The following is a 25200-nucleotide window of genomic DNA, read 5'->3' as shown; positions in this document are numbered from 1 at the left end:
GCCGGTGTCAGGGGCGGATGAACTGGGGGCCCATCGGCGGCAGCCGGAAGTTCGGGTCCGGGGCGTGCGCGGCGGCAGCGGCCGGCTGCGGATAGCCGTACCCCGGGCGGTCGCCCGTGACCGGCTGCGGATAGCCGTAGCCGGGCGGCGCGGAGACCGGGGGAGTGGTCGGCTGCGGCGGCACGGACACCGGTACGGGGGGCGCGGAAGGCACGGCTCCGGCGCCGGCCCCGGGCGCCTGGACGACCGTCGCGTCGAGGTCGACGGGCGTGGCCGGATCCTGACCCCGCGCCGGGGCGGAGCCGGAGTCCGGCGCCGTACCGGCCCCGGACGCCTCCTCCGTGCCCTCGTCGACGGAGATGCCGAAGTCGGTGGCGAGGCCGACGAGCCCGGTCGGATAGCCCTGGCCGACCGCGCGGAACTTCCAACCGTCCCCGCGCCGGTACAGCTCGCCGCAGATGATGGCGGTCTCCTCGCCCGTCTCCGCCTTCACATCGAACAGGGCCAGCGGCTCCCGGTCCGCGGCGGTCGCGTCGTAGAGCAGAATCCGCAGGTCGGAGACGCGCCGGAAGGTGTCGCCGTCCGAGGAGGCCGCGATCACCACCTGGTCGACCGACCGGTCGAGCCCGCCCAGCTCGGCCTCCACGGTGTCCGTGAGCCCTTCGGCCACCCGCTTCTTCGGCAGCCGCCGCACCAGGCCCGAGGGATGGCGCGGCTGGTTGTAGAAGACGAAGTCCTCGTCGGAGCGCACGCGCCCGTCGGCGCCGAGCAGCAGCGCCGAGGCGTCCACGTCGGGGACCCCGGGGCCCGGGGTCCAGCGGAGCACGGCCCGTACGGCCGCGGTGTCGAGAGGGACGTTGGAGCCCTTCAGCATCGCGTGCGTCATGACCGTCATCCTGCCTTCCCGCCTGCCCGCCGGACAACGCGGGGGCGGTGCGGAACCGCGCGTCGCGCGATATCGGGCAGCGCGAGGCATATTACGGATGCGGACGAGTTACCTGGATTTCATACACGCGGGGAACTAAGGACACCCGCACCTACGTACTATTACCGGCCACGTGTTGTCAGGGCCCGCAGGAGCAGTCGGGGGATTCATATGCGTCATTTCGGGCACATCCCGGCCTCCGCACGGGCCGGACTCTTCCACCAGGAGCCCGCCGAGTTCACGGCGGACTCTCCCGCCGGCACGCTCGCCGTGGCCCTGGGAGCCACCCTCTACAGCCCGGCGACCCGCCCGCGCCTCGCCGACGACGTGCGCAAACAGGCCGCGCGCGGGGTCGTCTCCATGGTGCTGTGCCTGGAGGACTCCATCGCCGACGCCGACGTGGAGGCCGCCGAGAGCAACCTGGTCCACCAGTTCGCCGAGCTCGCCCGCGCCGAGGCGGACGGCACCGGACCCGACACGCCCCTGCTCTTCATCCGGGTCCGCGAGCCCCACCAGATCACCGATCTGGTCAGGCGCCTCGGAGACACCGTCCGTCTCCTGTCCGGATTCGTACTGCCCAAGTTCACCGAGACCCGCGGCCGGGCCTTCCTGGAGGCCCTCACCACCGCCGAGCGGTCCAGCGGCAGAAGACTCTTCGCCATGCCCGTCCTGGAGTCGCCCGAGCTGCTCCACCTGGAGACCCGCGCCGAGACCCTCGCCGGCATCGCCGCCACCGTCGACAAGTACCGTCACCGGGTCCTCGCGCTGCGCCTCGGCGTCACCGACTTCTGCTCCGCGTACGGGCTCCGCCGCTCGCCCGACATGACGGCCTACGACGTGCAGCTCGTCGCCCATGTCATCGCCGACGTCGTCAACGTCCTCGGCCGCTCCGACGGCACCGGCTTCACCATCACCGGACCCGTCTGGGAGTACTTCCGACTTGGCGAGCGGATGTTCAAGCCCCAGCTGCGCCGCAGCCCCTTCCTCGAGGGCCGCGCCGAGGACCTGCGCACCGCGCTCATCGAGCACGACCTCGACGGGCTGCTGCGCGAGATCGAACTCGACCGGGCCAACGGCCTGCTCGGCAAGACCTGCATCCACCCCACCCATGTGGTGCCGGTGCACGCACTCTCCGTGGTCAGCCACGAGGAGTGGAGCGACGCGCAGGACATCCTGCGCCCCGAACGCGGCGGGGGCGGAGTGATGCGCTCCGCGTACACGAACAAGATGAACGAGGTGAAGCCGCATCGCGCGTGGGCCGAACGGACCCTCATGCGCGCCGAGGTCTTCGGCGTCGCCCATGAGCACGTCGGCTTCGTCGATCTGCTCACCGCCGGCCTGGCCGGCTGACGGAAGGTGAACCGGAACGTGGTCCGGAACGTGGTGTGGTCGGGAACGTGGGTCGCCGAGCGGCTCGGCGTCGAACTGGAGGGCGACGAGCGGCTCCCGGACATGCTGGGCCTCGCGCTGCGCCGCAACCCCAGGCGGGCGCACCTGCTGGTCTCCAACGTGCTCGGCAAGCACGTGCCGCAGCGGCCGAGCGTCGTCCACGGCTCCGGCCACTCGCTCGGTGTGCGCGTGCGCGAGCTGCTCGGCGACGAGGAGGCGGCCCGGGCCGTGGTGCTCGGGTACGCGGAGACGGCCACCGGCCTCGGCCACTCCGTCGCGGACGGCCTGGGCCACGCCCCGTACCTGCACTCCACCCGGCGGCCCGTCGACGGTGTGCCGAGCGCGGGCGGCTTCGAGGAGTCCCATTCGCACGCCACCTCCCACCTGCTGCTCCCCGAGGACCCGAAGCTGCTCGCGGGCGAGGGGACGCTGGTCCTCGTCGACGACGAGTTCTCCACCGGCAACACGGTCCTCAACACCATCCGCGACCTGCACGCGCGCTACCCCCGCGAGCGGTACGTGATCGTCGCCCTCGTCGACATGCGCTCCGCCGCCGACCTCGGCCGCCTGGCCGCCTTCGCCCAGGAGATCGGCGCCCGCGTCGACCTCGTGACCGGCGCGGCCGGCACCGTACGGCTCCCGGACGGCGTCCTGGAGAAGGGCCAGGCACTCGTCGCCGCGTACGAGGCCGGGCACGAGTCCGCGCAAGGGGCGGCGCAAGGGACCGCGCCCGTCAGGACGGCCACGGCCTTCACGGCTGCCTCCACGGCCTCCACGCGGGTCGAGCTCGGGTGGCCCGTCGACGTCCCGGACGGCGGCCGCCACGGCTTCCGCGCGGACCACGCCGCCGCCCTCGACGAGGCCCTGCCGACGATGGCCGCACGGCTGGACGCGGCCCTCGGCGGCGCCCGCCGGGTGCTCGTCCTCGGCTTCGAGGAGCTGATGTACGCGCCGCTGCGGCTCGCCGTCGCCCTGGAGGACGCCGGACGGGACGTCGCGTACTCCACGACCACCCGCTCGCCCGTCCTCGCCGTCGACGACCCGGGCTACGCGATACGGACCCGGCTCGTCTTCCCCGCCCACGACTCGCCCGCCGACGGCCCCGGCGAGCGGTACGCGTACAACGTCGCAGGCGCCGGCTTCGACGCGGTCGTGGCTGTCGTCGACTCGGTCGCCGACACCCCGGCACTGCACGCCCCGGACGGCCTGCTTGCCCAGCTCGCGGGCCACATCCCGCGGGTGCTGCTCGCGGTGGTCCCGTCGTACGTACCGGCGCCCGTACCGGCGTCCGTACCGGCGTCCGCCCCCGTCAGGGACACCCGGGACGTCACCGTCCCCCAAGCTCCCCACGCTCCCCAAGCCTCCGAAGCTCCCGAAAGGAGCTCCATGCTGCCCGAGCCCCTCCGCGGCCCCGCCTTCTCCTCGTACGCCCCCGAGGAGGTCGGCTGGCTGCTCCAGGACCTCTCGGACGTCGAGCTCGAGGCCCCGACCGAGGAGCGCGAGGAGGCGATCCAGAGCGGCGGCGCCCACTACGCCGAGTCGCTGCCGGTCGAGTACCAGCCCAGCCCCCAGTACCAGGAGCTGTTCCACGCCGCCCTGGAGACCAGCGCCGCCCGGATCGCCCGCGCCGTCGGCACCGTCACCGAGACCGTCCTCGCCGAGAAGAAGGGCACGCCCGTGCTCGTCTCCCTCGCCCGGGCCGGCACCCCCGTCGGCGTCCTCATGCGCCGCTGGGCCCAGGCCCGGCACGGCCTCGACCTGCCCCACTACGCCGTCTCCATCGTGCGCGGCCGCGGTATCGACACCAACGCGCTGCGCTGGCTCGCCGCCCACCACGACCCGGCCGACGTCGTGTTCGTCGACGGCTGGACCGGCAAGGGCGCCATCACCCGCGAACTGGCCGACGCGCTCCGCCCGTTCCCCGGATTCGACCCCGAGATCGCGGTGCTCGCCGACCCGGGCTCCTGCGTCCGCACCTACGGCACCCGCGAGGACTTCCTCATCCCCTCCGCCTGCCTCAACTCGACCGTGTCCGGCCTGATATCGCGGACCGTCCTGCGCGCCGACCTCGTCGGCCCGGACGACTTCCACGGCGGCAAGTTCTACCGCGAGCTGGCCGGCGCCGATGTCTCGGGCGCCTTCCTCGACACCGTCGCCGCCCACTACGACGAGGTCGCCGAGGACGTCGACACCGCGGTCAAGGAACTCCTCGCCGCCGACCGCACGCCCACCTGGGAGGGCTGGGCGGCCGTCGAGCGGATCAGCGAGGAGTACGGCATCCACGACGTCAACCTGGTCAAGCCCGGCGTCGGCGAGACCACCCGGGTCCTGCTGCGCCGCGTCCCCTGGAAGATCCTCGCGAAGCGCGGCGCCGGCGCCGACCTCGCCCACGTACGCCTCCTCGCCGAGCAGCGCGGAGTCCCCGTCGAGGAGGTCGACGGCCTGCCGTACACCTGCGTGGGTCTGATCCATCCACAGTTCACAAGGGGCGCCACGGGCGCCGACGGAAAGACGGTGGTCTCGCAGTGACGTCGGTGAACAGCACGGTGATGGTCGCGAGCGACCTCGACCGCACGCTGATCTACTCCTCGGCCGCGCTCGCGCTCGGCATGCCGGACGCGCAGGCGCCCCGGCTGCTCAGCGTCGAGGTGCACGAGTCGAAGCCGCTCTCGTACCTGACCGAGGAGGCGGCCGGCCTCCTGGAGCGGCTGGCCGGCGAGGCCGTCTTCGTCCCCACGACGACCCGCACCCGCAAGCAGTACCAGCGCATCCAGCTCCCCGGCCGCCGGCCGGCCTACGCGATCTGCGCCAACGGCGGGCACATCCTCGTCGACGGCGTCGCCGACCTCGACTGGCACGCCTCCGTGCTGCGCCGGCTCGCCGAGGAGTGCGCGCCGCTCTCCGAGATCCGCGCCTACTTCACCGCGACCACCGACCTGTCCTGGGTGCGCAAGCACCGGGTCGCCGAGGACCTCTTCGCGTACCTCGTGGTCGAGCGCGAGCGGATGCCGCAGGAGTGGCTGAAGCGCTTCGAGGAGTGGGCGGACGAACGCGGCTGGACGGTCTCGCTCCAGGGCCGCAAGGTGTACGCGGTGCCGAAGCCGCTCACCAAGAGCGCGGCGATGCGCGAGGTCGCCCGGCGCTGCGGCGCCGACCTCGTCCTGGCCGCCGGCGACTCGCTCCTCGACGCGGACCTGCTGCTCGCCGCCGACCGGGCCTGGCGCCCGGGCCACGGCGAGCTGGCCGACACGTCCTGGACGGTGCCGCACCTCGATGTGCTCGCCGAGCGGGGCGTGGCGGCCGGTGAGGAGATCCTCCGCCGCTTCCGTACGGCGGTCGCCGAGCACCGGGCGGCGTCGTCGGCCACGCTGCCGGGGCAGGCCGTCAACGGTTCCCCCGCCGCGCTCCCCGACCAGACCTGAGCAGCCGGGCCGCGACGAAGGCCAGGACCGAGGCGCCCGCGACGAGGAGCACCACCTTCGCGTACACGGACACGTACACGGTGACCCGTTCCCAGTTGTCACCGAGCGCGTATCCGGCGAGCACGAAGGTGGTGTTCCAGATCGCGCTGCCGAGGGCGGTCAGCACGAGGAAGGCCGGCAGCGGCATGCGTTCCACGCCGGCCGGCACCGAGATGAGGCTGCGGAAGATCGGCACCATCCGGCCGAAGAACACGGCCTTCGACCCGTGCCGGACGAACCACGCCTCGGTCCGTTCGATGTCCGAGACCTTCACCAGCGGCAGGCGGGCGGCGATCGCGACGGTCCGCTCGCGGCCGAGGAGCGCGCCGACCCCGTAGAGGGCGAGCGCGCCGACGACGGAGCCGGCCGTGGTCCACAGCAGCGCGGCGAGCAGATCCATCCGGCCGCCGGCGGCGGCGAAACCGGCGAGGGGCAGGATGACCTCGCTCGGGATGGGCGGGAAGAGGTTCTCCAGTGCGACGGCGATCCCGGCGCCGGGCGCGCCGAGCGTGTCCATGAGGCTGTTGATCCAGTCGTCCATGGCTTCCACGCTATGAATCGGGGCAGGCCCGGCGGACTGCAGCCGACCGCACAACAAGGTGCGGTTTTCCGCAGTGCGCACGGCACCGTCGCCGGGCTAGCGTGACGGCCCATGACGAACGAACCGGGCTGCCCGACGCCTGCGGAGAGCGGCGACCGGTCACGGTGGCGGCGCAGGGGTGCGGGTGGGGGTGTGGGCGCGGGTGCGGGCCGGGGCACGGGTTCGGGTGCGGGTGTCGCGGGGCGGTGGGGGCGCACGGGTTCGGGCATGGGCATCGGCATGGGCATCGGCATGGGCGTGGGCATGGGTGTGGGCGTCGCGGGGCGACGAGGGTGGCGGTGGCTCGTGCCGCGTATCGGCCGGTGGACCCGGTGGGGGATCGGCCTCGCGTCGGGGGCCGGGACGGCCGTCGTCGAACTGCTCGGCAGCCTCCTCTTCGGCCTCGTCCTGCTGCCCGCGTCCGCCTGGCCGCGCGGCAGGCGCGCCGTACTGCGCGCGGCCACCGCATGCGCGCACGCCCTCACCCGCGTCGAACGGGCCCGCCTCGGCCGCCTTCTCGACGTGCGCGTCCCGCCGGTCCACCAGGAGGGTGCCGCCCTGCGCCACCTCGCGGCACGCTGGCCCGTCGGGCTCCTCGGCGGTGTCGTCCTCGGCTGCGCCGCCTACGGCCTCCTCCTCGGCTTCTTCGGCTTCCTCGGCTGGCTGGTCACCGACATCGACCATCCCTGGCTCGTCGCCCTCAGCGGCGTCGGCGGCTTCTTCCTGCTCTTCCTCTCCGCCCAGGGCGCCCTGGGCGTGATCGCCCTGGAGGACAGGCTGGCCCGGCACTTCCTCGGCCCCAGCCCCGCCGACGCGCTGGAGGCCAGGATCGCCCAGCTCGCGACGAGCCGGGCCGAGGTGATGGACGTCGTCCACGACGAGCGGCGGCGGATCGAGCGCGACCTCCACGACGGCGTCCAGCAGCGGCTCGTGGCGCTCGGCATGCTCCTCGGCCGGGCCCGCCGCCTCCGGGCCCGGGACCCCGAGGCCGCCGACGCGCTCCTGCTCCAGGCCCACGAGGAGAGCCGTAGGGCGCTGGCCGAACTGCGCGAGGTGGCCTGGCGGGTCCACCCGGCCGTCCTCGACGAGGGCGGCCTGCGGGCGGCCCTGGAGGCGGTCTCCGAACGGAGCCCGCTGCCCGTGGCCCTCGGCTACACCGTGGAGCGGCCGCTTCCCAGGGCGGTGCGGACGGTCGCGTACTTCCTCGTCTCGGAAGCGGTCACCAATGTGGTCAAGCACGCGGGCGCGACGAGGATCGACGTGCAAGTAAACCTGGAGGGTGATGAGTTGAGCGTACGCGTGGCGGACGACGGGGCGGGCGGGGCGGACCCGTCCGGCAGCGGTCTGAGCGGGCTCGCGAGCCGGGCGGCGGCGCTGGACGGGCGGTTCGCGGTGGACAGCCCGGCGGGCGGGCCGACGGTCGTACGGGCGGTCCTGCCGTGCGCGTGATCCTGGCGGAGGACTCCACGCTGCTGCGGGAGGGGCTCGTACGGCTCCTGGCCGAGGAGGGCCACGAGGTGACGTCGGCCGTCGGCACCGGGACCGAACTGCTCGCGGCGGTCCGGGCGGACCCGCCGGACGTGGTCGTCGCCGACGTCCGGATGCCGCCCACGCACACCGACGAGGGGCTGCGGGCGGCTCTGGAGATCAGGCGGGAGCTGCCGCGGGTCGGGGTGCTCGTGCTGTCGCAGTACGTGGAGCGGCGGTACGCCACCGAGCTGCTGACCGGCGAGTCGGGCGCGGTCGGCTATCTGCTCAAGGACCGGGTGGCGCAGGTGGACGAGTTCCTGGACGCCCTGGAACGGGTCGGCGAGGGGCGGACGGCGTTCGACCCGGAGGTCGTCCGCAGACTGCTCGTCCGCACCTCGCACACCGATCCGCTGGCCCGGCTGACGCCCCGGGAGGGCGAGGTGCTCGCGGCGATGGCGCAGGGGCACACGAACGCGGCGATCGCCGGCCGGCTGCACGTGTCGCGGAGCGCGGTGGAGAAACACATCAACGCGATCTTCGACAAGCTGGAGCTGACGGGCCGGGGCGAGGGGTACAGCAGGCGGGTCCTCGCGGTCCTGCGCTACCTGGGCAGCTGAGGACGTGCCGGCGGGAGGCGCCCCGATCCGCAGCATCCCGCCTGTCGACGGGAGGCACCCCCATCCGCAGCACCCGCCTATCGGCCGGAGGCACCCCGGAGGTACCCCTATCCGCAGCACCCACCCCCGCAGCACCCACCGCCACCGCCACCGCTACCCCCACTCCCACCACCATTGGCCGTCGGCTGGGCGGTCCCGCCGACGGCGACGGCGGACAGCAGCTTGACGGTGTCCTCGTGCCCGGCCGGGCAGGACGCGGGGGCGGAGGACTCGGCCATGGGCCGGTTGAGCTCGAAGGTGTCTCCGCAGGAGCGGCAGCGGTACTCGTAACGAGGCATGGGGACGAGGTTAGCGGTGCCCGCCGCCCTGGCCACCGCCCCGGTCCTCGCGGATCTGCTCGACGACGTGCGCGGCGGAGGCACGGATGGCCTCCAGCTCGGTGAGGAAGTGCCAGTAGTCCGGGTGGCGGCCTTCCTCCAGGGAGTGAACGGCCCGGTCGAGCCGTGCGACGGCGTCGTCGAGGGGACGCGCGTGGCGGGGGTCGGGGGTGTTCCGGCCCGCCATGGCGAGGCGCTGGGCGTCGCGGACGGCGAAGCGGGCGCGGTCGATCTCGGCCTTCGGGTCCTTGGCGACGGCGTTCAGACGGCGCAGCCGGTCGCCGGCGGCGGAGACGGCCTCGTCGGTGGAGTTCAGCAGGGCCCGGGCGGTGGCGAGGAGACTGGTGGCGTCCGGCCACCGCTGCTCGTCGCGGGCCTTGGCGGCCTCGGTGAGCTTCTCCTCGGCCTTGCGGACCGTCTCGGCGGCCTGGTCGGGCACGTGCTGCAGGTCCTGCCAGCAGGCGGCGGAGAAGCGGCGGCGGAGTTCGGAGAGGACGGGTTCGACGCCACCGGCCCGGGTGGTGAGCGCCTCGGCGCGGGTACGGAGGGAGACGAGGCGCTTGCCGGTCTCGGCGGCCCGCTCGGGGAGCCGCTCGGCCTCGGTGCGGACGGCCTCGGCGTCGCGCAGGACGCGGTCGGCGCGCTGGAGGGTGTCGGCGACGCCGTGGCGGCCGGCGCCCTCGTTGAGCCGGGTCAGCTCGGGGCCGAGGCGGGCGAGCCGGGTGGCGAGGTCGTCGGCGCGGAGCCCGGCCTCGCGGGCGGTGTCCAGCGCGGTGCTCGCGGCCCGCAGCGCCTGTCGTGCCCGCTCGACGGCGGGGGCGAGCCGGGCGAGCTGGGTCTCGGCCGTGTCGAGGAGCGGCCGAAGTCCTTGCTCGAACCGGTCGAGCTCGCCCTTGACCCGTACGAGCTCCTCCTTGGCACGGGTCAGCTCCGTGCGGGCGCGGTTGGCGGTGGCCGCGTCGAGCTCGTCACGGTCGAGGTCGTGGGCGTCGACCGCGGTGATGTAGGCGTGGCTGACGTCGTCGATGCGCCGGCCGAGGGCGGCGAAGCCGTCGACGGCCCGGCGGGCGCCGGGAGAGTCGTCGACGGCGGTGATCGTCTCGATCGAGATCCGCAGATCGCGCTGGGCGGTGTCCAGCTCGTAGAACGCGGCGGCGGCGTCGTCCTTGGCGGCCTGCGCCTCGGCCCGCTGACTCTCCCCGCGCCCGCCGAACCAGCGCCGGTTGCCCCCACTGGCGAAGGCGGCGGGCAGCAGCCCCAGCACGAGCAGGGGGAGCACGAGGGCAAGCGACGCGGCCCCCAGGCCCCCACCCGCGAGCGGGGGTGCGGCCCTCCGGCCCCTGCCCCCACCGGCCCCCGAGGTCACGGCGCTCGTGGATGTACCCCTACGGTGAGTCGCCGCCACGTCCCTCTCCCGCGCTGTCGTCCGCCCTGCCCCGGTCCGGGTTCATTCTCCCACCAGGTAAGGACGAACACACGAGCCCGTCAGTTCGCGCTGCGGACGACGACTTCCCCGTTGTCGCTGCGGGCGGTCACGACATGGGGGCTGCCCTTCCGGGTCGGCACGTCGACCCGGACGCTCCCGTTGTCGCTGCGCCCGTCGACGTCGTAGCCGGCGGAAGACGGCAGCACGATATCGACCTCCCCGTTGTCACTGAAGGCCTCGACCTTCGAGGGCACGGCGTCGAGCACGATGCGCACGGCCCCGTTGTCGGAGCGGGCGACGACCTGCCCGGAGGTGGTGCCGCCCTCGACGACGACCTCGCCGTTGCTGCTGGTCAGATCGAGGGCCCCGGAGGATCCCCGGACGAGGACGGCGCCGTTGTCGGACCGTACCTTCAGGTCCGTGTCGAACCCCGAGGCCGTCACCTGCCCGTTGTCGTCCTCCACGGTGACGGCGACGCCCCGCGGCACCTGGATCCGATGAACGGACTCACAGTCAGAGGCAACGGCATCACACTCGACCCGCAGCGTGAGCCGCCCGTCCTTGAGCCCCCACGTCGCCTCGGGCCCGTCGCCCAGGAACACCCACCCGTCGACCTGCCGGCTGACCCGTACGTCCTTGATGTCGGCGGGCTCGATCTCCAGCTCGGAGTCGTCGGAGTCGACGACGAGCGTGTCCCCGGAGAAGGCGAAGCTCTTCTTCTCGACGGGAGCCCCGTCCACCTCGGCACCCCCGCACCCGGCAACCCCCAGCACGACCACCCCGGCCCCGACCGCCGCCCGCACCCGAAACCCCCGACGACCACCCACGACAACCCCCAGCCCGACGACCTGACCCACCCAACCTACGCACCGCCCCCCACCCCGCACGATCCGGCGACCCACCCCCTCGATGGTGGGGCTATCCCCCGTGAACAACCGGTTTGCGGGACCCACCCATGGGCCATGTACGCTGTTGCCTCACTCCACGGGTGCGTAGCTCAGGGGTAGAGCGCTGCTCTTACAAAGCAGATGTCGGCGGTTCGAAACCGTCCGCGCCCACCAGCACAAAGGCCCCCGCAGCTCATGCTGCGGGGGCCTTTGACGGTAGTGATTGACGGCAACCGGCCGGGAAGACCCCAAGTTCTCCCGTTAGCCTCCGGCAGCGAGTCCGTGGGCTCCATCATTACTCCATGGACGCAGGGGGCGTGGCGCTTGTGGGCGCCTGTGCAGGCGTATTGGGAGCGGCCGTCGGGGCTGCGGGTGCTATCGCGTCAGCACTCATAACTGGACGTAGCCAGGGGCGGGCGCAGCACACTCACTGGCGCCGTCAGGTGCGGCGCGACGCCTACAGCAACCTACTGACGGTGGCGAATGGGATTTACGCCACTCACGGGCCGGCGGCCCGCGCCATGCAGGCGGGCCACAGGTTCGCGAGCAGCGACCTTCCTGACAGCCCACTATCGGCACTGTCGGCTGCGGCAAGCGCAGTAAGCCTTGAAGGCCCGGCAGATGTAGCCGCCGCCGCCCATGCTCTGACGAGTTTGTGCGCGGAGTGGGGAGGGGCGATGATCCTCCTCAATTCAGGTCACGAGCTACAGCATGCCCACCCCGAACTGGATCACTTGGAAGGTCAGGACGTGGTGGCGCTGGGCGACCTTGTCCGAGAGTCTTTGGACCGCTTCGAAGAGCTGGCAAGAAGGTCGTTGGATGCTGCAGATGGAGTCCTGGAAGGGCGCTGAGCCCGATTGGATGGCCCCCGCAGGTCTTCCCCGCAGGGGCCACTTCGCTAGCTCATTTCCGCGGCTGGCGCCGCCGTAGCAGTCGGTCCATGTGTCCCATCGCTTCCCTCCGACGCTCGTCGGAGACGTGCGTGTAGATGTTCATCGTGACTGCGATCTGCGAGTGCCCCAGGATCTCCATCACGACCCGCGCCGGCACCCCGGCGGCGAAGAGGAGCGTGGCGCACCCGTGCCGGGCGTCGTGCAGCCGGATCCGGGGGAGCCCCGCCGCCTCCGTGATGCGCTGGAAAGAGCGGCTGAGGTTCATCGGCTCGACCGTGCGACCGGTGCGGGTCGTGAATACGTAGTCACTGTCCTGCCAGTCCTGCGCGGCGGCGAGCCGCTGTGCCCCCTGCCGGAGACGCTGCCAGCGCAGCGCCGGTACGCACATGAGGGGGAGAGGGATGACGCGGCTCCGGCGGTTCTTCGTGGAGTCCGCGTACAGCTCGTTCTGCACCCGCTGGATCTGGTTCCGCACGGTGAGGGTGCGGCGCTCCAGGTCGATGTCCGACCAGCGCAGCCCGAGTACCTCCCCGCGGCGCAGCCCGAGGGCGACGGCGAGGACGAACGCGGCGTACAGCGCGTCTCCCCTCGCCGCCTCCAGGAAGGCCGTCGTCATTTCCAGGTCCCACGGCATCAGCTCCCGCTGCTCCACCCGCGGGGCCGGCACGAGCTTGACCACGTTGCGGCTGATGAGCTCCTCCCGGCAGGCGGCGCTCAGCGCGCTGCGCAGGACCCGGTGTGACTCCTTGGCCGTGGCCGGAGACGCCTGGGCCGAGATGGCGGCGAGCATGCGGCGTACGTCGGCCGCCCCCAGGGTCTCCAGGCGCTTCGTTCCGAGGTTGGGGATCAGGTACAGGCGGACGTGGGTCTCGTACTTCGCGTACGTCGTCTTCTTGCGGTCGTCCTTGACGAAGTGGTCCAACCAGTACGGCAGCCACTCGGAGAGCTTGGCCGAGCGGGTCGGGGTCGGGATGCCCTGCCGGTCCCGCCGGACGAGCTCCTGCCGCTTGGCGTCGCACTCCTCCCACGTGGCCCCGTACACCGTCTTCCTCTTCCGCGTGCCGTCGGGCTGCGGGACGTACACACGGGCCTCGTAACGCCCGTCCTTGCGCTGCCAGATACTGCCAGCGCCGTTCGGATTCCTCTTGCGTGCCATCAGGCGGCGTCCTCCAAGCGGCTGTTCATGTAGGTGCGAAGCGCGTCGAGGGGGATGCGGCGGCAGCGACCCTCGGTGTAGCTGGGCAGGGCACGGGAGCGGATCAGGTCGTAGACCTTGCTGCGGCTGTACTTCAGGGCGGCCATGGCCTCGGGGACGGTCACCGCGGTGTGGCTGGTCGGGATCGGGGTCGTCAAAGCAAGCCTCCTCGGCCCCTGCTGGGGCGAAAAAGTTGGAGTGACATTGCGAGGAGTCGCGACTCAAGCGACTCAAAGCGGCTCAGGAAGTCGGGTTGAGGGTGATTCCGGAGTATTTGGCCACCTGGCGGCCGTAGGCGTCGCGGGGCCGGGTGCGGTGGAGCTGAGGGACGACGGAGAGCAGGTTGCGGCCGAAAAGCTGCTTACTCCCGATGGCCTTCACGCCGTTGTCCTCGGCCCACTCGCGCCAGGCGGTCCACAGGACGTCCACGGGGACTTCGTGCGCAGGGCCGGTGGTGCAGCGCTCGCGGACGAACGCGGAGGTGGGCGAGGCGGTGTCCTGCATCGTCATGACAGCGTCCTGTGAGGAGGCGGGCTCGGTGATCCTGCCGGTGCGCTCCAGGCGGGCGAGGCCGTCGAGGGCCCAGTTGATGATGCCGGGCATCTCGGCGGCGAGCTTGCTGGTGAGCGCGGTGTCCTCCTTGCCGAGCCAGGAGACGGTCATGTTGAGGACGATGAACCGGCGGGCGATGACGCCGGAGGAGTCGCCGAAGTTCGGCAGCTCGTTGGTCAGGACCATGAGCCGCGTGGGGAGCTTGCCGGTCCAGGGCTCGCGGTACTTCCGGTCGATGTCGATGGTGTCCTCGCCGGAAATGGTCAGCAGCCGCTCGACGACCTGGCCGCCGTCGGCGGATAGGCGAGCGTCGGAGATGACGGCGAGGGGTTTGCCCACGAGGGTGGAGAGCCCGAAGTTCGTCCCCAGACCGGCGAGCGTGGGGCCTGCAAGGTTCTCCTTGCCGACGAGCTCCTTGAGGATGCGCGCGATGGTGCCCTTGCCGGAGCGGGTCGGGCCCTTCATGAGCAGGATCTTCTGCTGGTCGGTGCGCCCGGAGAGGACGTAGCCGAACCACTCCTGAACGGCGGCGATGGACTCTGGGTCGTCCGGCCAGATGCCGTTGAGGAACGTCTCCCAGGCGGGGGCGGTCGCGTTGGGGTCGTAGTCGTACGGGACGGAGACGAGGTTGAAGAAGCTGGGGCTGTGCGGGAGCAGCTTCCGGTCCCGGATGCGCAGGAGCCCGTTGCGGCAGGCGACGATCGGGCTGGTGTCGTGCTTGCCGCTCTCGCCGTCGATCCAGGCGGGGGCGTCGGTGTCGGTGGGCAGGAAGGTGATGGCGCTGAGGGCGTCGAGAAGGTTGCTGATCTTCGTCTTTGTCGGCGCCCATGCCCGGACCTCCGGCAGCCCGTTCTTGTCGACGCCGGCCGAGAACGTGGTGTGCTCCAGGCGCCGGTAGAGCCTGGCACGCATCTGCTGTTCGTCTTGCTCCCGCCAGCACGTCCCGGTCCATCGCATCCAGGACCCGCGCCAGCGCCTCAGACGAAGATCTCCTTCCTCGGTGTGCCAGGCGGGTACGAGCTTTCGGGCGACGGCCATCGGGTTGGACGGCGAGGGCAGCTCTTCCGTGCTGGTCACGCGGCTTCCTTCCCCTCGGTCAGCAGCGGGCAGGCGGTGCGGTGGCGGGTGTGGTCAGCGATGAGTGCGGCGGCCTTCCGCTGACCAAAGGCCACCAGGTCCCGCCCGCAGGAGCACCACGAGCGCACCGAGGGCGTCGTGTCCCGTCCGGGCGCGGAGACCCGGAGCAGAGCGACGATCCGAGGCTCACCTGAACTGGTGGACCCGGCTGTCATGCGACAGCTCCCAGTGCGGAGTTCATGCCGTTGGTGACGCAGCGCCGCGCGTACGAGGCGGGCACCCCTACCGCGACGGCGGCGGCGATCAGCTCCTCGGCGAGGCTGTCCAGCCCGCACGGGCCGGGACAGGCGGCGTGCCGGCAGGCGAGGAACCGAGCGGCCCCGTAGGCGGCGGTGCCGGCGCCCTTGTCGGGCTGGCCCTTGATGTGGGCAATGCCGTTGTCCAGGCCGGTGCGGACGTAGGTCTCGGTGTGGCGGCAGCCGGTGGCCACGCTCCGGCCCCACCGGGCGAGGGTCACCGAGGAAGAGTCCACCGCCTCGCCGGGCCGAGTGGTCTCTTCCCTCTCGACGAGCGCGAGGACGGCTGGCGGGCGCACCGCCATGTCGCCGATCCCGGGGCCGAGCCAACGGGCGTAAGACATGAGGGACTTGATGTCGACGCCGGGCCGGACGTGGTTGGCGGAGCGCATCGCTCCTCGGTAGACCCAGTGCTCGCCGCGCGTGGTGGGGATGGTGCGGGTCGGTGGCAGGGTGGTGCGGGCCCAGGTGACGGCGTCGGCGTCGTCGAGGTCGACCACGGTCACCCCGGCTCCGCCCGGGTGGTAGGCGACGGTCTCGGCCTGTTCCCAGGCGCGGGTCCAGGCGGGCGAGGTGATGACGGCTGGGTCGGTGGTGGCGGCGGCCCAGCCGTGGCAGGGGCGCGGGCAGGTGCAGGGTCCGGGGGTCTTCATGTTCGGCCGGCCGCCGCACGCGTTGTTGGCGCAGTCGGGGCAGTTACCGAAGGGGCCCTTCCCTGCCCGCAGGGGCAGCACCGGCATCATGCCCGCGGCGAGGTACAGGGCGGTGGCGAGGCGATGGCTGTCTCGCCGGATCGACGTCGGATGGGTCATGCTGGGTGTCTCCAGTTCTGTTGAAGGTGCTGGTAGGCGAGGGCGGCCCCAGGCTTTGGCGAGACGGGGGCCGCCCTCGGCGTAGCTAGGAGTGGGCGGACCAGCGGGCGTACTGCTGGCGGACGTAGTAGCGCGGGGCGTAGATGACCGTGGCGCCGTCGACGTCCATGAGCCGGTGGGCGGCGCGGGTCGCGTCCGCGGCCGCCTTCTCGTCGTCGATGGCGATGCGGTCGAGGAGCGCGGCCTTGCGGAGCCAGAACTCCCGGCTGGCTTCGGTGCCGAACGGGCGATCGGCGGCGGTCCGGGCCACCCAGCCGATCTCCCGGATGATGCTCGGTGCCTTGGCGTATGCCGTTTCCGGCGTGGGCCACTCGGGCTCCGGTGCGGGGCTGTGGTCGGTGGCGGGGTTGGGGTTCATGGGGGCTCCTCAGAGGTTGGAGAGGGCGTCGATGACGCTGTTGGTGAGCTGGTTGATGGGGGTGGCGGCGCCGGTGGAGGCGAGGAAGAACCCGAAGCCGGCGGCGGTGAACGCGGCCCCGTAGGTGAGGCTTCCGGAGCGGAGGAGGAAGTACAGGACGAGCCCGAAGAGGGCGACGAGCGAGACGGTTATGGCCACGGCGGATCTCCTTTCGGTGGCTGTGAGAGGTGAAGGTGCTTGCCCGGCATCCGTGCTGGTCCCGGTCCGGAAGGGTGGGTTCTTCCCTGCTGGCGACGGCGGCTAGAGTCGCGGGCATGGGGGCTCAGGGGCGTGTGAAGCCGTGCAAGTGGTGCAGGCAGCCGGTCGTGTACCGGTCGTGGTGGCGTTCGCGCCGGTACTGCAACCGGTGGCATCAGACCCGGAAGTGGATCTCGCGGATCGTCGAGGTGGTCGGGGAGGGCGCCAGCGCCTGACGGGCCTGGTCAGGCCGCCATAGGCGTGTCGACCGGTTCGGCGCGGTCGAGCAGGACGCGGAGCGCGGCTTCGGCCTGCTGGGGCACGACGCCGTTGCCGAGGGCTTTGAGCTGCTGGGCGCGGGTCAGGTCGGGCACGTCGGTGACGTGGCCGGCGGGCAGGCCCATGAGCCATTCGACGAATTCGGGGTTCAGGCGACCTCGATCGTCAGTTGCCCATGGGGCACGTCGTCCGAGGACGGCCTCCCAGCGGGCGATAGCAGGGGCGAAACGGCGCCAACACTCCGCGCCGCGTCCGTCAGGGTTTCTCCATGCCCCCAGGCCGGATTCGCGCCGCTGCTGCTCTTCGCGTCGGTTGCGGTCGGTGTCGGCAGGAGCCTTGGGGCCAGCGAGTTCAGCGACGGGCGTACCGCCGCGCCCGGGCTCGGTGACTGGTTGGTCCCGTAAGGCGTGGCCGTCGGCGTGGGCAACAGGTGCTCCACCTCGTCCGCCAGCGTCGGTCCGTGCCCCCCGGTCTTCCGCTTGTCGGGGTGCTGTGAGCCGCCGTTGATGGCCAGGTTCGCGGTGGGTGTCTTGAGCAGTGGCGAGGAGGAAGAGGCGCTGGCGTTGGTGGGGAGCGTCGATCTCCGATGCGCGTACAAGGCACCACTGCGCATCGAACCCGAGGCGGGCAAGGTCGGCGAGGACGTCGGCAAACCCAAGTCGAACGTGCCCTGCGACGTTTTCAAAGACCGCGTACCGGGGTCGTAGTACGCGAAGGGCGTTGGCGATCGACGGCCAGATGTGCCGCTCATCGGCGGTTCCTTTCCGTTTCCCGGCGGTGGAGAAGGGCTGGCAGGGGTAGCCGCCGCAGACGATGTCGACCGGCTCAACCCGGCTCCAGTCGGCGGTGGTGAGGTCGCCCAGGTTCGGCACCCGGGGGTGGTGGTGGGCCAGGATCCGGGTGGCTCCGGGGTCGAGGTCGGAGACCCAGGCGAGCGAGCCTCCGAGGACGGTCTGGACGGCCATGTCCAGGCCGCCGTAGCCGGTGCACAGAGATCCGATCCGCAGGCCGCCGGTCACGAGCGGTCCGCCTGGCGGGCGTGGGCGGCGGCGGTGCGGACGAGGGTGAGGACTTCGGCGCGGGTGCGGCCGGTGGCGTCGTTCCAGCGGTGGTAGGGCTCGGTGATCCCACGCTGGGCGAGGGCGGTCTGGAGGCGGTGGCCGGCGGCGATGGCGGTGTGCTCGTCGCCGTAGCCGAGTCGGAAGAGGACGCCTTGGGCGCCGAGGATGCAGCGGCGCCCGGAGGTGGAGCGGAGGGCGCCGCGGTGCCAGCCGTAGCGCTCGATGACCAGGGCGGTGAGCTCCAGGTGCTCAGCCACGCTGATCTGCCGTCCGCCACCGTGGAGCTGACGGAGCACGGGGAAGTTGAGCACCCAGTCGGGCAGGAGCCGCAGCACGCGGGACGGGGCCGTGAGGACCGGTAACGAGGCGGCAGCTTGGGTGATGCCGAGGGCTTCGGCAACGAGTTCGGCGGTGGTCTTGGTGACGAGCGGATGGGCGGTCGTACGGACGCGAGCGGTGAGGTACTGCTCGATCTCGCGGACCAGAAGCGCGGCCTCGTCAGCGAGTTCGGGGGCCGGGAGGGCGGGGGCGATGAGGGGCTGGGCAGTCACAGTGCCTGACTCCTTATATGCCGGTTTGGGCTTGGATGGAGACCTGGACACAGCCCGGACGGGCGCGCGTCGTTGCAGGTCAGAGCGGCGTGCATCCCGGACGGATCCGGGCTCGTCCCGGATGCGAGGCGTCCGGGACTCGGGGCCCGCGTCCAGGACGGAGCCCGGATCGCCCGGGGGTAATCCGGGTCAATCCGGGCATCCGTCCGGGTTGTGTCCGGGTTGGAATCAGGCGGTGAGCCCGAATCGGGCGGTGATCGTGGCCTCGACGCGGCCGAGCGGGTAGCCGGAGAGACGGGAGCCCTTCTCGCCCCACGGGCGCTTGGCCTTCTCGTCGTCCGTGCGGACGACGAGACCGCCCAGGCGCTCGGCCGTGACCGTCAGGCCCCGCGTCTTCAGGTGGTCCAGGAGCACCTGGCCGGGCAGCCAGTCGGTGGTCATCTCGGGGGTGTCGTGACGGAAGGCGTCCAGGACGTGGGCGAGGATCGCCGCGTCCTCGTCGCCGAGCTTAAGGAGCTGCTCGGAGAGTCCGACCGGTCCGCTCGGCAGGGTCCCGGCCTGGCGGCGCCACGCGGTGGCGCGCTCCAGGAGGGTGTTGACCTGCTCGTCGGTGTAGTAGTCGGCGCGGACCATGGTCGGGTTGGTGCCCTCGGCCCACAGGTAGCCGGCGCCCCGCATCTCGGCCTGGATCGTCTTGGCGGAGTAGCCGGAGGCGGCGGCGCCCTTGCCGAGGATCGTGTCGGACGCCTCGGGGGTGGTGCAGCGCAGCGCCCACCGGATGGAGAGCAGGTCACGCAGCGAGGTGTCGACGACGTCGGAGCCGGGCTTCTGGGTGGCGCAGAAGGTCACGATGCCCGCTGCACGGCCCCGCGAGACGAGGTTGCGGAGGGCCTTGGTGATCTTCTTCCCGTACTCCTCATCCGTCGTGTAGAACATCAGCTCGTCGACCCAGAGCAGGAGCTGGCGCAGCTCCGGGTGCTTGTTCGCGAGCTCCTCGGTGACCTTGCGCTTCCCGAGCTTCTTCAGCAGTGCGTACCGCAGCTTCATGTCCTTGATGAGGTCGAGGAGCATGTTGTAGAACGCCTCGGGGTCGGCGTCTCCCTCGAAGGCCTCGCACAGCGGCTCGAACGGCTCCAGGTCGCCGCCGCCCTTGCCGTCGGCAAGCCAGAGGATCACGCGCGGGTCGAGCGCGGCCGCGAGCAGGATCGTGTTGCCCGAGGCCGACTTGCCCGCGCCCGGCTCACCGCCGACCAGGCCGGAGCGCTCCACCACGCTGATGGAGATCGCGAGTCCGCGGACATCGGGGCCGATGGAGATCGGGCCCCAGAAGTTGGCGGCCGCCTCCAGGGCGAGGAGCGGCCCGGGCTTGGCCTTGTCGGTGAACGGCAGGTCGCGCGAGACGTAGAGCTCGACGCGACCGGACCGGCCCTTCTTCGCGAGGGAGACCTGGGCCTCCTCCACGCCGAACGCGGCGGCCAGTTCGTCGGTCGCGCGGATCGCGCGCTTGGCCGGGATACCGGGCGGAAGGTCGAGGACGGCCGTCCAGGCGCCGCGGGTGTCGATCATCGGCATCTGGACCACGCGCAGGGTCTCGTCGGAGCCGATGACCTTCGCGGCCCGGAAAGCCTGGTCAAGCATCGGGGCCGTCATCCGGTCGCCGTCGCCGAGCGAGCGCCACTCACTCGTCCAGTCCGCGTCCTCCTCGTAGTGCTTGCGCCCGGCGAACGCGCCGCCGGCGAAGGTGGCGAGCGCTGCGGCGGTCGCACCGAGACCGCCGCCGTAGGCGTACCCGGAGCCGATCGCGGCGAGCGGCGGGCCGTAGACGACACCGGCCCGCAGGTTCCTGGCCCGGTTGCGGTCCTTCTTCGCCTTCTTGTGCAGGAGTACCGCCTCTTCGGCGGCCTTGGTGGCCTTCTCCGCCGCCTTCATCGCCAGTTCCTTCTTCGTGCCGAGGATGCGCGGGGTGAAGCGGGCGTGCCGGGCGGCAAGGCGTGCCTCACGGGTGAGGATGTGGGCAGTGTGGGAGGCGGACTGGACGCGGACGCCTTCGAACCCGACGACCCACTCGTGCATCCGGCGGGCGCCGCGGCCGAACTGGCGGACGTGGCCGTGCTGGGTGGGCTGGCGGCGGACCCAGCGGCGGAAGCCCCGCCGGCGGGCCCGGTAGAAGACCCCGGCCCACGCGGCCCATCCCTCGGGCGAGTGCATCCACGCCGGGATCAGCGGAGCGTCATCGAACGCGTCCAGGTCCACGGTCTTCTCGACCGGCTCGACGGGGGTCGGGGTGAGGGGCTTGTCGAGGATGACGCGGGCGGTCTCCAGGACCACGGTCCGATCCGCCGGACCAGCGGCCGGCGCCTGGCCCTCCTCGTCCTCGTCGTCGCCCGACTCGATCCACTGGACCTGGGGGTGAAGGTAGGTGACGGTCGCGCCCTCGGGGTTGTGCGGGGTGGGGTTGGGTTCGGTGATGTGCTCGGTCATGCTGACGGTGCCTCCTGGTGAGGTAGCGGGGCCCGGCCGGTGCTGCCAGGCGAGGGCCGGGCCCCGCGTTCAGGGATGGTCAGGCGCGGCGGCCGAACTCGTTGTCGATCTCGGTGGGCGTCAGCGCCCAGTAGTCGTCGGTCTCCGGGACGTAGACGGCCTCGCCCTTGCGGGGAGCCATCGCGTCCGAGCGGTGCCAGACGGTGCCCTGGTCGTCGGCGACGGTCTCGGGCTGGCCGGCGTTGGAGCGGCTGAACAGACCCATGACAGGCCCTCCTTGAGCGCGTTGGGGTGGGTCAGGCGACGTGCAGGCGGCGCTGTTCGACGACGAGGTCGCGGAGCTTCAGCGCGTCCTCGCGGCGGATCTGGAGCTTCTTCGCGATCCCCGTGGCGGAGATCTGACGGCCCTCGGCGACAAGCTCAGCGGCGGCCGCGAGCGCGTCCGGCAGGAGCTCCTTCAACTCGTCTTCGGACCGCCCCACCGGGGCGTCCCGGCGCGAAGGCTCGGCGGACTTCTCGGGAGGTTTCGGCCCAATTCCCGCTTGGGATTCGGGCGCCTGAGCGAGCTCCGCCAGCGGGTTCAAGCGGGCGGCCTTGAAGCCCGTCTCCAGCAGCTCGTCGCGGACGTTGTCGCCGAGCTCGAACGCGGCCCCGAGCTGAAGCACCGCGTTCGTCGCGGTCGCGTACAGCTCGGCCGACAGGCCAGGCTCGGCGCCGGTGTGGATCCGCCACGCGGCCGCGAACGCCTGCTCGTCATCCAACGCCCCGTACGGGAGCGCGGACTGGAGCTTTACCGCCTGCTCGACGATCGCCTTGTGGTGCTTGCGGCGCGCGGCGACGTGCGCGGTGCGGGCCTTGTCCTCGCGGCGCTGGGCGCGGGTCTTGCCGTGGGAGCCGTGGGTCTTCAGGTCCCAGATGTAGATCGCGAACAGCGAGCTGGCGCCGAGGACGAACGCCACCCACGGATGGTCGCCGTACGCCTCCAGGCCGTGCCAGAAGTTCACCGCGGCCGCCACCACGGCGACGGCCCAGGTGCCGATCCGGTACTTCCTCGGCTCCCGGCCCGCATCCTCGGCCTGCTTGCCCATGAACGTGATCGCCCACGCGCCGCCCTCCAGCATCGCGGCGAGCAGGCCGGCCATCGGCGCGGCCACCGTCGCACCCGTGAGCGCGCCGATCTGGGAGAGGACGGCCGGGACGATCGAGGCGACCATCACGAACCCGACGAACAAGGTCGCGGGGTTGGTCCTGAGCCAGCGGAGAAGCTTGGCGCGCTTGGCGGCGGCCGCGGCCTTCTTCGCCTGCGTCTCCGCCGTGCGGGCCTTCTTGTCGGCCTGCTCCTGGCGTCGGCGGGCGTCGGCATCGCGGCGCTTCTCCTCCGCCCGGATCTGCTCGGCCTTCAGGCTCGCCTCGAACTGCAGGCGACGGTCTTCACGGTCCTGTTCGCGGGCGGCGGCCTGGTCGGCGCGGCGCTCTTCGCGGTACGAGCTCATCGGGTCCCCCCACAGGTCGGGGACGCGATCCCCGACAGGACGTCAGCGAGTTCGGTACGGAACCGGGGCGAGACCCGGGTCAGCCGGAAGCGGCGGGCGAACCGCTCGTCGAGCCCGGCGACCGCGCGGGCGATCGTCTCCGTGATCAGACTCAGGAGCGCGACCGTCCCGGCCAGCAGACCGAGCGAGAGCTCCAGGACGGTCAGCACGAACAGCAGGACCTGGGCGAGCGTCTTCACTGCTCTTCACCTGCCTCGGCGAACTCCTCGTGCCGGGCGGCGCGGTAGAGGAGGCGGCTGACGCCGATCACTCCGCATCCGGCGATGGCCCCGATGTAGTGGACGTCCCGGTTGTCGATGACCAGACCCCAGATTTCGACGGCCAGGCAAAGGGCCATCAAGGCCCAGAACACGAGGCGGCTCACGCGGCACCCCGCTCGAAGCCGAGGCCGAAGCCGCGGGGGAAGGCCAGGACCCGGGCGCCGAGCAGGCCCCGGTAGTGCACGATGTCCTCGGCGTCGACCTCGCCCGCGGCCTCCGCCTCCAGGACGGTCACGATGTCGCGCAGCGCGTCCTGGCCGGCCGCCGAGTCGAACTCCAGCGCCCCGCCCGGCTCGGCGTCGAAGCCGAGCGCGGCCTCGATCAGCTCGGTCTGCGTAACGATCCTCTGACCAGCAACGATCACGTTCATGGGTCGTACTTCCTCTCACGGGTGGGACGGCCCGAACCGAGGCCCCGGAGGTGCAACTCCGGGGCCTCTCGCCGTCAGAACCAGGAATCTCCGGCTCCCCTCAACCCCGCCCGTACGGCACCCGCGAACAGGGCCGGACGGGCAGGGGAGGCAACCGGCCGCAGCCGAGCGGCCGCGGTGTCAGGTGACGCAGTGGCGTGGCCGCTCTCTCTGGTCGGGCGAGAGCTCCGCCGCGGGTCTTCGTCGCTTCATTTCGACCCCTTCGGGAGCGGACATGGTGAGTCGTGCACGTCGCGATCTCTGCCCTTGTCTCACCGCACGTAGAGGACCCCTCGGCCGACCTAGAGGGCGACCCGGAGCAAGGTGCTGGCTGTTCGTGCGGCAGGGCCTGCAGCTTGTCGCAGTTGCCTGTCGTTCTGTGTGTCCGCTGTTCAGTTCTCAACCGCGACTGGCGCTTCCATCGAGCCCCTTTCGAGGGCCCTCCGGGCGTCATAGGTAACTCCTACACTCCTGCACTCATGTGCAGGAGTGATGTGCATAAGAGTGGCCAACTCCTGCACATGAGTCAACCCGCCGCGCGTCCGTGGCGCGGCGGGTTGGGCTCAGAGTTGCCTGTTTTCAGTCACCGGCGGGGATGCGGTACTCGAGAACGAACTGGTCAGCGGCCATGAAGGTGTCGCAGACCTCTACTACTCGGCCATTCGAGGATTCAGCGTTCCGGGTCAGGTGGATGACGGGTGAACCGGGGCTGAGGCTCAGGGCTGCGACTTCCTGCTTGGTGGCGAGACGCACGCGGACCGTTTCAGTGAACTCGACCAGCGAGTGACCGTGTTCCTCCAGGCGTGCGTAGATTCCTCCGCCACCCGGGTTCTCCTCGAAGAGTTGCGGGATGTCCTTGGCGACATCCCACGGCAGGTAGGAGATCGCCTCCTCGGTCGGGACGCCGTCACTGAAGTACAGGCGACGCCGAGCGAGGACCTTGGAGCCGGTGGGGACCGACAGCCGTTCGGCGATATCCGTCGGGGCGTCGACCGGGCCGACATACAGCACGCTGACGCTGGGCTTGCTGCCGGACTGCTCGGCCTCGGCCAGGTAGGCGGCCTTGCCGGCCGTACGGTGGGCCCTCCTGAACCGATCGGACGACTTCCGGCGGACCGGTGGCCGGCGCTTCACGAAGGAGCCCTTGCCGTGGAGGGTGTCAATGAGGCCCGTGGCTCGAAGCTCGGCCATCGCCTTCCGTACGGTGCCCTGCGAGGCCGCGTACTTCTTCATGAGGTCCGACTCGCTCGGTACCTGCTCACCGGGCTCAAGCACAGCCTCCTTGATCTGCTGGACGAGATCATCGGCGATCTGGAGATACCGCGGCTTTCCGGAGTCCCGCGCGGGGGTGGATGCCATGTCCTTCAGTTCCTCCTAAACTCCTGTACATAAGCAACGCTACTGGAGGGCGCAACTATGCCGCTGCACTCGGTGTCGGTAGCTGGAGTGGTGGTGCGGGAAGACGGCCGCATCCTCGCGATCCGGCGCGCGGACAACGGCACCTGGGAGCCCCCTGGAGGGGTGCTCGAACTGGACGAACAGCCCGAGCAAGGCGCAGCCCGGGAAGTGTTCGAAGAGACCGGCATGCGCGTTGAGGTCGAGCGTCTGACCGGGGTCTACAAGAACATGATGAGAGGTGTCGTCGCCCTCGTCTTCCGATGCCGGCCGACGGGCGGTGAAGAGACGACATCCTCCGAGTCGACCGCCGTCGAGTGGCTCACACGAGACGAAGTCGGGGAACGCATGAGCGAGGTCTACGCAGTAAGGATCCTGGACGCTTTGGACGAGGCCGCGGCTCCGCATGTCCGTGTCCACGATGGCCGGCATCTACTAGAGACCGCCTAAACACATGAGCCAGAAGTAGCCAAACGCCTTCGGGCCCACCCGACTTCCCTGCCCTCGCTGCCTCGCCTGCTCCAGCTGCGCTCACGCCTCGGGCGAGGGTGCACACCACACCTGTACATCATTCATAAACAGGGGCCCACGGCGGGTGA

At 71.4% G+C, this 25200-nt stretch carries 28 protein-coding genes and 1 tRNA gene; 8 read left to right on the top strand and 21 right to left on the bottom strand.

Features of this window, described 5'->3' with window-relative positions:
• Positions 1-7: 7 nt before the first annotated feature.
• Positions 8-895 (bottom strand): TerD family protein, encoded by an 888-nt coding sequence (locus tag ACF09C_RS30580; protein ID WP_392096184.1) that lies wholly within the window; start codon positions 893-895, stop codon positions 8-10.
• 201 nt (positions 896-1096) lie between these two features.
• On the opposite strand from ACF09C_RS30580, the gene ACF09C_RS30575 reads away from it, so the two are divergent.
• Genes ACF09C_RS30575 through ACF09C_RS30565 form a run of 3 tightly spaced genes read left to right on the top strand, consistent with a single transcriptional unit; the run spans position 1097 to position 5736 of the window.
• Positions 1097-2275: an HpcH/HpaI aldolase/citrate lyase family protein gene (locus tag ACF09C_RS30575; RefSeq protein WP_392096182.1), complete on the top strand. Its 1179-nt coding sequence runs from the start codon at positions 1097-1099 to the stop codon at positions 2273-2275.
• A 30-nt stretch (positions 2276-2305) separates the two neighbouring features.
• Positions 2306-4843 (top strand): phosphoribosyltransferase, encoded by a 2538-nt coding sequence (locus ACF09C_RS30570; protein WP_392096538.1) that lies wholly within the window; start codon positions 2306-2308, stop codon positions 4841-4843.
• Between the two features lie 20 nt (positions 4844-4863).
• Positions 4864-5736 (top strand): HAD family hydrolase, encoded by an 873-nt coding sequence (locus tag ACF09C_RS30565; protein ID WP_392096536.1) that lies wholly within the window; start codon positions 4864-4866, stop codon positions 5734-5736.
• On the opposite strand, the gene ACF09C_RS30560 is transcribed toward ACF09C_RS30565, so the two are convergent.
• Entirely contained in the window at positions 5699-6316 is a 618-nt protein-coding gene (locus ACF09C_RS30560; RefSeq protein ID WP_392096181.1) for a DedA family protein, read from the bottom strand. The two genes, ACF09C_RS30565 and ACF09C_RS30560, sit on opposite strands and share 38 nt — an antisense overlap.
• Positions 6317-6619: 303 nt before the next feature.
• On the opposite strand from ACF09C_RS30560, the gene ACF09C_RS30555 reads away from it, so the two are divergent.
• Positions 6620-7804: a sensor histidine kinase gene (locus ACF09C_RS30555; RefSeq protein WP_392096535.1), complete on the top strand. Its 1185-nt coding sequence runs from the start codon at positions 6620-6622 to the stop codon at positions 7802-7804.
• Positions 7795-8442 carry a response regulator gene (locus tag ACF09C_RS30550; RefSeq protein WP_392096180.1) on the top strand — a complete coding sequence of 216 codons (648 nt, stop codon included), beginning with the start codon at positions 7795-7797 and terminating at the stop codon, positions 8440-8442. Before ACF09C_RS30555 ends, ACF09C_RS30550 begins: the two co-directional genes overlap by 10 nt.
• Positions 8443-8549: 107 nt before the next feature.
• Here the strand turns inward: ACF09C_RS30550 and ACF09C_RS30545 are convergent, their stop codons facing one another.
• The 3 genes from ACF09C_RS30545 to ACF09C_RS30535 all read right to left on the bottom strand — a co-directional run bounded on the left by ACF09C_RS30545 (position 8550) and on the right by ACF09C_RS30535 (position 11084).
• Positions 8550-8780: a zinc ribbon domain-containing protein gene (locus ACF09C_RS30545; RefSeq protein WP_392096179.1), complete on the bottom strand. Its 231-nt coding sequence runs from the start codon at positions 8778-8780 to the stop codon at positions 8550-8552.
• A 10-nt stretch (positions 8781-8790) separates the two neighbouring features.
• Positions 8791-10122: a hypothetical protein gene (locus tag ACF09C_RS30540; RefSeq protein WP_392096533.1), complete on the bottom strand. Its 1332-nt coding sequence runs from the start codon at positions 10120-10122 to the stop codon at positions 8791-8793.
• A 182-nt stretch (positions 10123-10304) separates the two neighbouring features.
• Positions 10305-11084: a DUF4097 family beta strand repeat-containing protein gene (locus tag ACF09C_RS30535; RefSeq protein ID WP_392096531.1), complete on the bottom strand. Its 780-nt coding sequence runs from the start codon at positions 11082-11084 to the stop codon at positions 10305-10307.
• A 147-nt stretch (positions 11085-11231) separates the two neighbouring features.
• Between ACF09C_RS30535 and ACF09C_RS30530 the strand changes: the two genes are divergently transcribed.
• Together ACF09C_RS30530 and ACF09C_RS30525 are read left to right on the top strand one after the other, a co-directional pair.
• A tRNA-Val gene (locus tag ACF09C_RS30530) sits at positions 11232-11306 on the top strand.
• A gap of 503 nt (positions 11307-11809) precedes the next feature.
• The gene (locus ACF09C_RS30525) at positions 11810-11983 is read left to right on the top strand and encodes a hypothetical protein (protein WP_392096177.1); all 174 of its coding nucleotides are present in this window, start codon (positions 11810-11812) and stop codon (positions 11981-11983) included.
• Between the two features lie 52 nt (positions 11984-12035).
• Here ACF09C_RS30525 and ACF09C_RS30520 read toward each other — a convergent pair whose 3' ends face one another.
• From ACF09C_RS30520 to ACF09C_RS30445, 16 genes are all read right to left on the bottom strand, one after another.
• Positions 12036-13181: a tyrosine-type recombinase/integrase gene (locus ACF09C_RS30520; RefSeq protein WP_392096175.1), complete on the bottom strand. Its 1146-nt coding sequence runs from the start codon at positions 13179-13181 to the stop codon at positions 12036-12038.
• On the bottom strand, positions 13181-13378 hold the full coding sequence (locus tag ACF09C_RS30515) for a helix-turn-helix domain-containing protein (RefSeq protein ID WP_392096173.1): 198 nt from the start codon (positions 13376-13378) through the stop codon (positions 13181-13183). The genes ACF09C_RS30520 and ACF09C_RS30515 overlap by 1 nt, the downstream gene beginning before the upstream one ends.
• An 82-nt stretch (positions 13379-13460) precedes the next feature.
• Positions 13461-14849 carry a phage/plasmid primase, P4 family gene (locus ACF09C_RS30510; protein ID WP_392096172.1) on the bottom strand — a complete coding sequence of 463 codons (1389 nt, stop codon included), beginning with the start codon at positions 14847-14849 and terminating at the stop codon, positions 13461-13463.
• Positions 14846-15064: a hypothetical protein gene (locus tag ACF09C_RS30505; protein ID WP_392096170.1), complete on the bottom strand. Its 219-nt coding sequence runs from the start codon at positions 15062-15064 to the stop codon at positions 14846-14848. The genes ACF09C_RS30510 and ACF09C_RS30505 overlap by 4 nt, the downstream gene beginning before the upstream one ends.
• The gene (locus tag ACF09C_RS30500; protein ID WP_392096168.1) at positions 15061-15957 is read right to left on the bottom strand and encodes a DNA primase; all 897 of its coding nucleotides are present in this window, start codon (positions 15955-15957) and stop codon (positions 15061-15063) included. The genes ACF09C_RS30505 and ACF09C_RS30500 overlap by 4 nt, the downstream gene beginning before the upstream one ends.
• 85 nt (positions 15958-16042) lie before the next feature.
• Positions 16043-16375, bottom strand: a complete 333-nt coding sequence (locus tag ACF09C_RS30495; protein WP_392096167.1) for a hypothetical protein — start codon at positions 16373-16375, stop codon at positions 16043-16045.
• Between the two features lie 9 nt (positions 16376-16384).
• Positions 16385-16573: a hypothetical protein gene (locus ACF09C_RS30490; RefSeq protein WP_392096165.1), complete on the bottom strand. Its 189-nt coding sequence runs from the start codon at positions 16571-16573 to the stop codon at positions 16385-16387.
• A 284-nt stretch (positions 16574-16857) separates the two neighbouring features.
• Complete coding sequence (locus tag ACF09C_RS30485; protein WP_392096164.1) at positions 16858-17910, bottom strand: DNA cytosine methyltransferase; 1053 nt, start codon at positions 17908-17910, stop codon at positions 16858-16860.
• On the bottom strand, positions 17907-18503 hold the full coding sequence (locus ACF09C_RS30480) for a hypothetical protein (protein WP_392096163.1): 597 nt from the start codon (positions 18501-18503) through the stop codon (positions 17907-17909). The genes ACF09C_RS30485 and ACF09C_RS30480 overlap by 4 nt, the downstream gene beginning before the upstream one ends.
• Before the next feature lie 228 nt (positions 18504-18731).
• Positions 18732-20984: an FtsK/SpoIIIE domain-containing protein gene (locus tag ACF09C_RS30475; protein ID WP_392096161.1), complete on the bottom strand. Its 2253-nt coding sequence runs from the start codon at positions 20982-20984 to the stop codon at positions 18732-18734.
• Positions 20985-21063: 79 nt separating this feature from the next.
• Complete coding sequence (locus ACF09C_RS30470; RefSeq protein ID WP_392096160.1) at positions 21064-21249, bottom strand: hypothetical protein; 186 nt, start codon at positions 21247-21249, stop codon at positions 21064-21066.
• 31 nt (positions 21250-21280) lie between these two features.
• A complete protein-coding gene (locus tag ACF09C_RS30465) occupies positions 21281-22477 on the bottom strand; it encodes a hypothetical protein (RefSeq protein WP_392096158.1) in 1197 nt (398 codons plus the stop codon).
• On the bottom strand, positions 22474-22716 hold the full coding sequence (locus ACF09C_RS30460) for a hypothetical protein (protein ID WP_392096156.1): 243 nt from the start codon (positions 22714-22716) through the stop codon (positions 22474-22476). Before ACF09C_RS30460 ends, ACF09C_RS30465 begins: the two co-directional genes overlap by 4 nt.
• A complete protein-coding gene (locus ACF09C_RS30455; RefSeq protein ID WP_392096154.1) occupies positions 22713-22901 on the bottom strand; it encodes a hypothetical protein in 189 nt (62 codons plus the stop codon). The genes ACF09C_RS30460 and ACF09C_RS30455 overlap by 4 nt, the downstream gene beginning before the upstream one ends.
• On the bottom strand, positions 22898-23167 hold the full coding sequence (locus tag ACF09C_RS30450) for a hypothetical protein (protein WP_392096153.1): 270 nt from the start codon (positions 23165-23167) through the stop codon (positions 22898-22900). Before ACF09C_RS30450 ends, ACF09C_RS30455 begins: the two co-directional genes overlap by 4 nt.
• A 618-nt stretch (positions 23168-23785) precedes the next feature.
• Positions 23786-24565, bottom strand: coding sequence for a GntR family transcriptional regulator (locus tag ACF09C_RS30445; RefSeq protein ID WP_392096151.1), 780 nt, complete (start codon positions 24563-24565; stop codon positions 23786-23788).
• A 57-nt stretch (positions 24566-24622) separates the two neighbouring features.
• Here ACF09C_RS30445 and ACF09C_RS30440 point away from each other — a divergent pair, with 57 nt between their 5' ends.
• Complete coding sequence (locus ACF09C_RS30440; RefSeq protein ID WP_392096149.1) at positions 24623-25051, top strand: NUDIX hydrolase; 429 nt, start codon at positions 24623-24625, stop codon at positions 25049-25051.
• Positions 25052-25200 lie beyond the last annotated feature (149 nt).

The organism is Streptomyces sp. NPDC014870 (assembly GCF_043081505.1).
Classification (GTDB): domain Bacteria; phylum Actinomycetota; class Actinomycetes; order Streptomycetales; family Streptomycetaceae; genus Streptomyces.
The sequence above is the reverse complement of the archived record's forward strand: the minus strand, read 5'-3'. Positions and strand labels throughout refer to the sequence as shown.